The organism is Thermoanaerobacter sp. CM-CNRG TB177, assembly GCF_018588165.1.
In the GTDB taxonomy this organism is placed as follows: Bacteria; Bacillota; Thermoanaerobacteria; order Thermoanaerobacterales; family Thermoanaerobacteraceae; genus Thermoanaerobacter; species Thermoanaerobacter thermocopriae.
Genome location: NZ_JAFCAC010000104.1, coordinates 18,384 through 28,630, shown reverse-complemented (window position 1 = coordinate 28,630; position 10,247 = coordinate 18,384). Strand labels below are relative to the sequence as shown.

The following is a 10,247-nucleotide window of genomic DNA, read 5'->3' as shown; positions in this document are numbered from 1 at the left end:
CCTTGTAATGTAACTTTTTTACTCTAATATTTATCTCATTTTGCAATCACCTATTTATAAACTTTAACTATTTGTCCTTCAGATATGCCCTCTAATTCTTTTTCGATGTAAACATATCCAAAGGATTTTGCAAAACGAGATATAAGTCCTGATTCATAATAAGTGGGATACGCAATTAATTTTCCTTCCACTTCTTTTATACTAACAGGTAAAAATTCTGCTCTACCCTCAGCCTTATGATAGTTTACGGCAAACCTGCACTCAACCGGATATTCTTCTCTTTCAAAATTCCTTATCCTGTCCAAATAGTGAATAACAAGGGTTTTAAATATTACCGCACAGGCCAGTGGATGCCCTGGAAGTCCAAATATGAATTTATCACCTACTTTTCCAACAATCGTAGGTTTCCCAGGTCGTATAGCAACTCCATGAATAAAAATATTCGAATTTTCAAATGAACTTATAACCCTGAGAGTTTCATCTTTGTTGCCGGCTGAACTGCCACCCGACATCAAAACCAAATCGCATTCACTTATTGCCGCTTGCAATTTCTCTCTTAATTTTTCATAATCATCTTTAACAATGCCGTATGGAATAGGCTCTGCTCCTTCTTCAAGACACAGAGAGTATAACAGATAGCTATTTATGTCCCTGACCTGTCCTTTATTAATTTTCTCCTTAGGGTCCACTATCTCATCGCCTGTGGAAATAATTCCAACCTTTACTTTTTTATAAACCTCCACCTCTAATATTCCAAGACTTGATAAAACCCCTATTTCGTAGGGTCTCAATTTTGTGCCTTTTTTTAAAATGAGTTCACCTTTTTTTACATCTTCTCCAATTTCAATTATGTTTTGAAAGGGCGCAGCTGGTTTATTGACTAAAATAGTTTCATTATCAAGTTTTTCTGTGTATTCAATCATAACAACAGTATCGGCACTTTTAGGAAGCATACCCCCTGTTGGAACATACATGCACTCTCCTGGCATTATATCCAGGGTTGGTTCCGTTCCTATCTTGACTTCTCCAACAAGCTTTAAAATTGCAGGTAAACTCTCACTCGCTCCAAAAACATCACTCGAAATCACAGCATATCCATCAACGGTTGATTTTCTAAAATCGGGAACATTTTCCGGTGCATATATGTCTTCTGCTAAAATTCTTCCTAACGAATTTAAAATACTTATTTTCTCTATGCCAGGTTTAAAACTAATATTTTTTTCTATTATCTCCTTTGCCTCTTTTACTGTAACAAGTTTTAAAAGTTCCATTTTAATCGTCCTTTCTTGCACATTCTGAAGCTTCACCCTTTAAAATCTCAATTCCATGCTTAAGAGCAGGTAAAACAACATTTAAGTTTTCAACAGCCCCCTTAGGGCTTCCTGGAAGATTTATGATTAAAGTGCTCTTTCTAATTCCTGCAACAGCGCGGGATAGCATAGCATGTGGAGTTATTTCTAAAGACTTTGCCCTCATTGCTTCTGGAATTCCAGGAACCAATTTCTCAACCACAGCCATCGTTGCTTCTGGTGTTACGTCCCTCTTTGAAAATCCAGTTCCTCCATTTGTCAAAACAAGGTCAACTTTTAATTCATCACAAAATCTTACTAGTTCACGTTTTATATCTTCTATTTCATCTGGAACGATTCTTATTTCTTCAATAGAATATATCGCTGGATCTAAAACTTCTTTTATAGCAGATGATGTTGTGTCAATTCTCTCTCCTCTAAAACCCTTGTCACTAACAGTCAAAATAGCAACTTTAATCATTAATTTATCATCCCCTTTCTTGCTTTCCCCCACTAATTTATTTTTTTATCCTGCCTTCATTTATAATAAAAGTATAGTAATTAGTATTCCTTCTACTTGAAATAAAAAACTTTTTTCGCAAACTGCTTAAATAAGTATGGTATAGAGTAGAGACATATTGAGCAACCTTTGTATCCCGAAAAACTTTACTCCGGAAAAATCTCACGCACGAGTGGAGATTGTATGCGCAAAGTTTGGGTTTTACCTTGTGCAACAATGTGCCCATCCAAAAGAACCAGCGTGCGCTCAGTAAGATCGAGAAGGTCACGAAAATCATGACTAATAAGAAGCAGTGAAACCTTGTTTTTTGCCAGAATCTCCCGAAGAAGGGCCTTTAGTGGACTCCGTGAAGTAGCATCCACTGCTGCAAAAGGTTCATCAAGGAACAAAATTTCCGGTTCCATAGCAAACGCCCTTGCTAGCTGAAGACGTGCAAGTTCTCCCCCAGAAAGTGTATGTATCCGCTGAAAAGCAAGCTTTTCTAAATCAAAACACTTAAGCCACTCATATGCCCGCTTGGTTGCTTCTCGGGCAGAAAGTCCTCGCATGCGCAGGGGAATACTCACGTTTTGCAAAACACTCCCTGTGAGCGTCGTCGGTTGTTGAAAGACGATAGACATCTTTCGGCGAACAGTCACTGAAGACCGCCCGTCTCCCATAAAGCCAAGAACTGTAAGCCTCCCAGAAGACGGTGGAATTAGTAAGGATAAGACTTTAAGGAGCGTACTTTTTCCTGAACCATTGGGACCCGCAAGTCCCAAACGTTCCCCTTGATGCAAAACGAGGCTTATGTTTCGCAGGATAAAGCGTTCATTGCGCCGTACACTAATATCTTCGGCTATAATAACCGGCGTTTGATTCTCTATATCCCGAAAATCGGTAGCTTTGCGTTCAAACATATAATTCATACTCCTCTACCTCCTTTCTTTAATCTAATTATTTCTTGTTTTTCCCGCTTCTACTTTAAGTTTTGTTGATACTGAAGATGGGTAATAAAGGCAGTAATAGAAAACGATAAGGCAAGAAGTACAAAACTTATCGCTAACGCGCGGTCAAACTCACCCTTAGATACTTCAAGAACAATAGCGGTGGTAAGCGTGCGGGTTTCCCCAGCGATGTTCCCTCCTACCATCATTGCTGCTCCTACCTCCGAAATTGCACGTCCAAAACCGGCAATGATTGCTGTTAAAACTGAGCTACGAATTTCCCGAAGTAAAAGCCACATATATTGAAGAGGGTTCAACCCTAAAGAAAGAAAAAAATCGTGTAATTTAGCTTTTTTATCCGACGCAGCTGCAGCTACCAAAGCTATAATAATAGGCACGGTAAGAATTACTTCAGCAATGATGATGGCAGTAGGAGTATAAATCAGCTTTAGTCCTCCTAAAGGGCCGGTACGCCATAGCACAATAGCTACCCAAAGCCCCACAACTGTCGGTGGAAGTCCCATGCCGGTATTGGCTAAAGTCAGAAGAAAATCCCTGCCACGGAACGTGCTTACTCCAAGTGCAATCCCAAGTGGAAGGCCAATGGCTGAACTTATCCCTATAGCCCACGCAGCAATCCTAAGAGAAAGAAGAGTAATTTCTCTGATTTCTGGATCCCCATGAAAAAGAAATTTGAATGCTCCTTTCAGGCCTTCCCAAATAAGTTCCACTTTTATTCAACTCCTTATTCTACTTCCCCTTTTTGGGCATTGGGGAAAAAGAGCGGCACTCCGTATTTGTCTACCCCAAATTTGCCAATAAGTTCCTGCGTTCTGGGCGAAATCATAAACTCCACAAAAGCTTTGGCTCCATCGCTGTTTATGTGTTTCCCAGGATGTTTCTCGGGGTTAACCTGCATGACGTGATAAATATTAAGAAGACCCTTATCTCCTTCTCGAACAATGGTAAGATCTAATTTATCGCGGTATGCAAGGTATGTTCCCCGATCAGTTAGTGTATACGCCCGTTTTTCGTTAGCAATAAGGAGCGTTTGTCCCATTCCTGTGCCGCTTTCTATATACCACGACTTTCCCTTGGGATCAATCCCTGCTGCTTTCCATAAACTCAATTCCTTTTTGTGTGTACCCGAATCATCACCCCTCGAAACAAACGGTACACCTTTTTCAGCAATCGCCTGAAAGGCTGCTTCTACTGAAACCGCATTCTTAACTTGCGCTGGATCCTCTGAAGGACCAACCACAATGAAATCATTGTGCATTACCAACTGATAGTTTATAACATCCTTGTTGTCCACAAGTTCTTTCTCTGCCGCAGGAGCATGTGTAAGAAGAACATCTGCTTCCCCCCTTTTTCCCATCTCCAAAGCCTGTCCTGTCCCCACGGCAACCACTTTTACTTTGTATCCTGTTTCTTTCTCAAAGATCGGTAAAAGGTAATCCAAAAGCCCACTATCCTGCGTGCTTGTTGTTGTCGCCAAAATTACATCTCGATTACCTGGGGAAATCTTCTCTGAAGTTTTAGAACCTGTACAACCGTTCAGAGAAAATAAACTAAACAACAAAATAGAATATAAAAGGATCATCAAAAACTTCTTTGATATTCTTGCCATGGTATTCATCCTCCATCATCACTATTAGTTTTTGTTTAAACCTTACCCATTAAAACTGGAAAGATTCCATTCTTTAGCTTTTACCATTGAAATTAGTCCCTAACAAAGGTACAAAAAAATGCCTTCCGGAGAAGGCACTGCATCGTTTTCGCAAAGCAAGGACACAATTACTTTACCTTACGCATTCTTGCTTTGCATAAATGCAAATGCATTGCCTCTCCTTTCCAACACGGGAGGCATTGATGTTTCCATCAATACCCTATCGGCCTTTATCTCATAGGGCTCTTCGCCCCTTAGACATAAAGGCTCGGAGAGTTATTCTCCTTACTTTAATAATTTTTTTATCTCGATTAATTAGCTTCGTCAAGCGATCTTAGATACATAATTTTTGTCCACCCCAACATTATTTATAGTAAGAACACCAGCATTGGTTAAAAAGACTAATAACACTTCACATTACTCTTCCTGTCATAAGATCCTTAAGTCTGTGGTAATTATCCTAAACTAATAATTTCAATTCATCTATGCGTTTATGGTGCATTATTCATAATTATTTCTTATAATTAACTCAACCTTCTCAATTTCGTGGTTTTTCATGTCAAGTGCATCGATCATACCAAGAACTGTTTTTGATATAAATTCCTGTACAAATGGATTCATAGGTACCGGGTGACCATTTATTCTCAGAAGAGCCCTTTTTGGCTGGCTCTTACAGTTTATATCATCTGCAGCTCCCTGGACCTTTGCCATTGCAAAGTCCCTGCATGATTCAAAACCACACTTTTTACAGTTAAGCCCCTGCAGCAAACAGTAACTTCTGTTCTTTATGACTTCAATGAGTTCATCCAATTCTTCCTCCTTAAGGGAGAATGGATCCACCTTTCTTATCGTGAATTCATTTTCAGTGGAAGTAGAAATGTTTGCATGGGGCATCTCTTTAAAACCCTCGATAACCAGGAAATCGAAATCCCCAAGAAGCTGGATAGTACCTACAAGTTCATCAAGCACCATTTTCCTACCAAGAAGAAAAAAGGTTTCTTCTCCACTACCGACTACAAGCTCTGCCCCTGCTTCTCTGTGTTTACCAGTGTCTTTATCTGCAAAATCAAAGCCTGTATGGGTGTGTTTCAGGGTGGCAACCCTGTACCCCTCATCCACTAATTTTCTAACAATTTTTGTTACAAGAGTGGTTTTACCTGTATCTTTTGTTCCTATAACACCTATTATCTTCAATTTTAATACCTCCTAGGGTATTGACAGTTTGTCAGATATGCTTCCTCCTTTAAGGGCTATCAAACCTTACAACATTTGATACCAAAAGATTTGAGAAAATTTGAGAAAAAAGAAAGATTCCCTCCCCTTGGAGTCGAAGTTGGTAGTTGTCGAATGTCAGGCACATTAAGCCTCCTGAAGTAGATGTCGATGAATGTCCTGTATGCAGCACTCCTCCTCTCTTTTTGCGCAGTTTCGGCAAAGACCTTGAGGACTACCAGAAGCTACAACGTAAAGTGTATAAACATAAGTGGGCACCTGAAAAGCCCTCTCCTAAAAAATCATCATACTTATCGTTGCCCTTTCTGCGACTATGCTCTAAATCTGTAGAAAGCCACTTTTACTATTATAAAACATTCTCGCAAGTTCAGGTTTCTCACAGCTCTTCTACAAGCATTTGAAACCTCATATTACCTTCGGAAACAAGCCACCTTTAGCCCTCGCCGCGGGAACCCGCTTGATGTACCTTTGCAGGATCACTCTTAGGACTTACAATAACAACATTCAGAAAAAATACCCACCCCAACTATTGACAAAGAACCTTCATAAAAAAACTCCTTTCGTTTTAGTATGCGAAAGGAGAATAGCAGCCTTCCTATTCTCCTTTCCAGGCGGGAGGCAGCACCGTTTCCAGCACTACCCTATCGGCCTATAATCCATAGCTCTTGCCTTAGGATTATAGACTCGGAGAATAAGTAATAAAATATTAAGTTTATTTCGTCCTTTCGTTACAATAGTACACCAATTTCAAAGAACTATAATCTCATATTCTTGCTCAAAGGTATTTATAAATAACACCTTACGTCTTAATACTTCTCCTCTTCCTATCAAAACTTTTAGTGCTTCACTAACTTGAATGGAAGCAACAAGAGCAGGAGTGAACGAAGGATTGCCAAGTTCTTTTTCAATTCCCTTCCTCATTTCTTTTTTATACAAAAACTTAAGCGTCTTATCGCCAGGAAAAACTGTAGTAACCTGCCCATACCAGCCCGCAATAGCACCATGAACAAATGGAATGCCAAGCTCCTCGCAGATATCCTGTAAAGTAAGCTTTCCCTCAATATTATCAAGAGCATCGATTACAATATCATGTCCTTTTATGATATCTTTTCCATTTTCAAAATTAAATTCATCTACAATAGCATTTACAAAAACTTCTGGGTTGACAAGTTTCATTCTTTCCACCGCCATTAATGCTTTACTTTTACCCAATGAATTCATATCACTTAAAATCTGGCGGTTTAAATTCGTTTCCTCAAAAACATCCTTATCAACTGCAGTTATATATCCTATACCTAATCTACCAAGCATTTCAATAGCATACCCACCCAATCCTCCACATCCCAATACACAAACCCTGAAGTCCTTTAGTTTTTCATTTTCTTCCTTAGATAGCATATTCATATTTCTGTCGTATCTTCCCATAAAGACACTCCTTTCCCTCAACCACCACCAACAGGTGGAAAAAGGGAAATCACATCTCCATCACTAAGAGGATCATCAAGCTTCCCATCAAGTCCATTTACTAAAAATATTGCTACATCCTTTTCTTTTATGTTAAGTTTGTTTATTATAAACCTTCCGGTAATTCCTTCAAAGTAATCAAAATTTACTTCCTTTTGTCTTCCTTCTCTAAAGGTTGCAAATAATTTTACTTTAATCAATATATCACCCCTTCAATTAAGGACATATAGCAAACCTTCTACTCCAAAGGCAATCTGCACATGAAGGTTTTATAGCATAACAGTCATATTCGGAAGTTCTAACGAAATCACACCCATCAACGAGATCGCAATCGAGGCACGAAGGATATCTATTATTATAAACTCTCGCTCTAAAATTTTTATATTCATTGCTTTCATAAATATCATCTAAGCTTTTTTCCAATATATTTCCAAATGAGTGTTTAAAAACCTTCTTTTTTCTTCCGAAAACATACTCAGTAGTAGTATGGGAAAACCTATAGCACGGATAAACATATCCATCAGAGCCAACAACTACTGCTTCTTCCTCAATAAAATTACAATATCGTTCCGTTTTTAGTTCAATATTCGGCAGAGTAAGATTTATGCCTTTTCTAAACGAATGTATTCTTAGTCTTTCAAATAAATCCTTTAAAAATTTATTTTCATACCTCGTATATAATATTTTATCTTTATAATCTTCAGTTTGAGGAATGACATTTGAAATAATAACTTGGTATGCACTTACCGTCTCTGCTATATCCAATACACTAAAAATATCTTCTATATTATCTTTTGATGCAACAAATTGAATTACAACGTGCGGATATTCTTTATTATTCTTTCTTTTTATCAAATATATATCCTTCAAGTTCTCTAAAACTTCTTTTAAATTAAATCCTCTAATATCTTTATATTTATCCTCAAGTCCATCAATAGAAACAACGATTTTATTTACATTATCAACAATAAGACTTTTTAACTTATCATCAAGAAGCGTTCCGTTAGTTGTAATTGTTAAATTAAAGCTTGAAAATAATGAGATAGCATCATATATAAGGGGTGAATACGTTGGTTCGCCAATGCCACCAAGGACGATTTCATTTAATTTTTTATTTACAACTTCACTATGTATCTTATATAGAACCTTTTTCTCCATATCCTTTGGTTTTTCAGCCCATGAGCGTCTATAACACATCTTGCAGTTTAAATTGCACTTATCTGTCAACTCAATGTATAATTTTTTGAAGCTCACATATTATCCTCCATGCTATTGATTTTTAATATATATACAAGGGCCCTAAAAGGCATTAGCCTTTTACGGGCCTTAATAATTTTTCAAATTCCCAATTTTTGTAAAGTTTCTTTCGTTGGATATCCATTATCGTCCCATCCTCTTACCTCATAATACTTTGGTAACAGTTCTGATAATTTATGAACATGTCCTTTAGATGGGCCTTCAGGAATAGGCTCTTCTAAAAGTCTCTTTGGCAGTTTATCCTCTTTTGGATCGATTCCTGCCTTCAAATTAAACAGCCTTTCTAATGTGTATATCCTTGAGCCTACCTCTAATAATGTTTCTGCAGTATAATCAGTTCCGCAAACTGCATTTACAAGGTCAACGTAATCTTGAGCACCAAGGGCAAAAGATGTAAATAGGCACAGTCCCAGCGAATCTATAACAGCAGTTAAATCTTGGAATGTTTTAACCCATTCAGCTTTTCCCTCAAGAGAAAATCTATCAAGCTTTTGAGGTATACCTAATATTTCAGGAGATATCATATATCCTCTTACATGACAACCACCTCTGTTAGAAGTCGCATATTCAAGTCCATGTCCTTGAGCTCCTCTTGGGTCGTAAGCGGGAAGTTCTTGTTTTTTAACTGACATCGAAAGTTCTGGCACACCATAGCTTTCGCAAAGTCTATATGAACCTTCTGCCATCTTATCTCCAAATCCTTCCCTTGCACCTATCTTTTTAACCCATCCAACAACAGCTTCTGCATCACCAAATTTTAAGGAATATCCATCTTTTTCTATTTCATCATCCTTTATATATCCCTTTTCATATAATTCCATAGCAGCTGCAATAGTAGCTCCAGTTGAAATAGTATCAAGACCATATTCATTGCACCAATAATTTGCTTCAGCTATAGCGTTTATATCATAAACCTCACAGTCTGCACCAAATGCCCAGAGAGTTTCGTATTCAGGACCTCCTACCTCACGGCCATCCTTTAATCTTATCCATCTTCCACAAGCTATTGGACACCCATAACAAGGATTCTTTCTCACAAGTATTTCCCTTGTCATAGTTTCTCCGCTTATTTTATCAGCATGTTCTGTATAGGCCCTTTGGAAATTAGCAACTGGAAAAATTCCGTGTTCATTGATTATATTGACAAGAACTGCCGTTCCATAAGTTGGTAGCCCTTCACCCGTAACTCCATTTTCGCGAAGCATCTTTGTTTTATTTCTAGCAACTTCTCTAACCTTCTCTTTATCGTATAATTTAATCCCTTTGGAACCCTTTACAACTATCGCCTTCACGTTCTTAGACCCCATAACAGCACCAACACCAGAACGTCCTGCTGCTCTATCATAGTCATTCATAACCGCTGCAATCCTAGAAAGCTTTTCACCCGCAGGTCCTATGCAAAGAACCTTTGATTTATCACCATATTCTTTTTTAAGTTCATCGGTTGTTTCAGAAACAAGCTTTCCCCATAGATGTGATGCATCTCTGATTTCAACTTTATCATCTTCAATTGCAACATAAACTGGGCTTTCTGCCTTTCCTTCAAAAATAATCATATCAAGCCCTGCTGCCTTTAATTCTGCACCAAAATATCCACCTGAATTTGAACATGCAATAGTTCCTGTTAACGGTGATTTAGTGATTACCATGTATCTTCCACCAGTTGGAACTGGTGTTCCTGTAAGTGGTCCTGTTGCAATTATTAACTTATTTTCTGGACTTAGGGGTTCAACATTTGGATCAACTTCATCCATAAATATCTTGCTTGCAAGCCCTCTTCCGCCTATGTATTTCTTTGCAAGTTCTAAATTAAGATCTTCAAATTTGAATTTCCTTTCTGTTAAGTTAACTCTCAATATCTTGCCGGCATACCCAAACACAAGAAACCA

General features: G+C 38.1%; 10 protein-coding genes and 2 riboswitches. All 10 genes read right to left on the bottom strand.

What is annotated here, in order from left to right; genetic code table 11:
- Window positions 1-50 precede the first annotated feature (50 nt).
- The gene (gene glp, locus I4N53_RS12070; RefSeq protein ID WP_214496347.1) at window positions 51-1,271 is read right to left on the bottom strand and encodes a gephyrin-like molybdotransferase Glp; all 1,221 of its coding nucleotides are present in this window, start codon (window positions 1,269-1,271) and stop codon (window positions 51-53) included.
- A 1-nt stretch (window position 1,272) separates the two neighbouring features.
- Window positions 1,273-1,770 carry a molybdenum cofactor biosynthesis protein B gene (locus tag I4N53_RS12065; RefSeq protein ID WP_009052268.1) on the bottom strand — a complete coding sequence of 166 codons (498 nt, stop codon included), beginning with the start codon at window positions 1,768-1,770 and terminating at the stop codon, window positions 1,273-1,275.
- A 185-nt stretch (window positions 1,771-1,955) separates the two neighbouring features.
- Window positions 1,956-2,717, bottom strand: a complete 762-nt coding sequence (locus tag I4N53_RS12060) for an energy-coupling factor ABC transporter ATP-binding protein (protein WP_003868645.1) — start codon at window positions 2,715-2,717, stop codon at window positions 1,956-1,958.
- Between the two features lie 50 nt (window positions 2,718-2,767).
- Window positions 2,768-3,466, bottom strand: a complete 699-nt coding sequence (locus I4N53_RS12055; RefSeq protein ID WP_003868644.1) for an ABC transporter permease — start codon at window positions 3,464-3,466, stop codon at window positions 2,768-2,770.
- Window positions 3,467-3,480: 14 nt separating this feature from the next.
- Complete coding sequence (locus I4N53_RS12050; protein WP_214496346.1) at window positions 3,481-4,365, bottom strand: substrate-binding domain-containing protein; 885 nt, start codon at window positions 4,363-4,365, stop codon at window positions 3,481-3,483.
- Window positions 4,366-4,566: 201 nt separating this feature from the next.
- A riboswitch (molybdenum cofactor riboswitch) is annotated at window positions 4,567-4,690 on the bottom strand.
- 215 nt (window positions 4,691-4,905) lie between these two features.
- Window positions 4,906-5,598, bottom strand: a complete 693-nt coding sequence (gene mobB, locus I4N53_RS12045) for a molybdopterin-guanine dinucleotide biosynthesis protein B (RefSeq protein WP_003868642.1) — start codon at window positions 5,596-5,598, stop codon at window positions 4,906-4,908.
- A gap of 623 nt (window positions 5,599-6,221) precedes the next feature.
- Window positions 6,222-6,339, bottom strand: a riboswitch (molybdenum cofactor riboswitch).
- A 45-nt stretch (window positions 6,340-6,384) separates the two neighbouring features.
- Window positions 6,385-7,062 (bottom strand): HesA/MoeB/ThiF family protein, encoded by a 678-nt coding sequence (locus tag I4N53_RS12040; RefSeq protein ID WP_003868641.1) that lies wholly within the window; start codon window positions 7,060-7,062, stop codon window positions 6,385-6,387.
- 17 nt (window positions 7,063-7,079) lie between these two features.
- The gene (locus I4N53_RS12035; protein WP_003868640.1) at window positions 7,080-7,301 is read right to left on the bottom strand and encodes a MoaD/ThiS family protein; all 222 of its coding nucleotides are present in this window, start codon (window positions 7,299-7,301) and stop codon (window positions 7,080-7,082) included.
- A 16-nt stretch (window positions 7,302-7,317) separates the two neighbouring features.
- Window positions 7,318-8,355: a tungsten cofactor oxidoreductase radical SAM maturase gene (locus I4N53_RS12030; protein WP_003868639.1), complete on the bottom strand. Its 1,038-nt coding sequence runs from the start codon at window positions 8,353-8,355 to the stop codon at window positions 7,318-7,320.
- Between the two features lie 83 nt (window positions 8,356-8,438).
- A complete protein-coding gene (locus tag I4N53_RS12025) occupies window positions 8,439-10,238 on the bottom strand; it encodes an aldehyde ferredoxin oxidoreductase family protein (protein WP_009052265.1) in 1,800 nt (599 codons plus the stop codon).
- Window positions 10,239-10,247 lie beyond the last annotated feature (9 nt).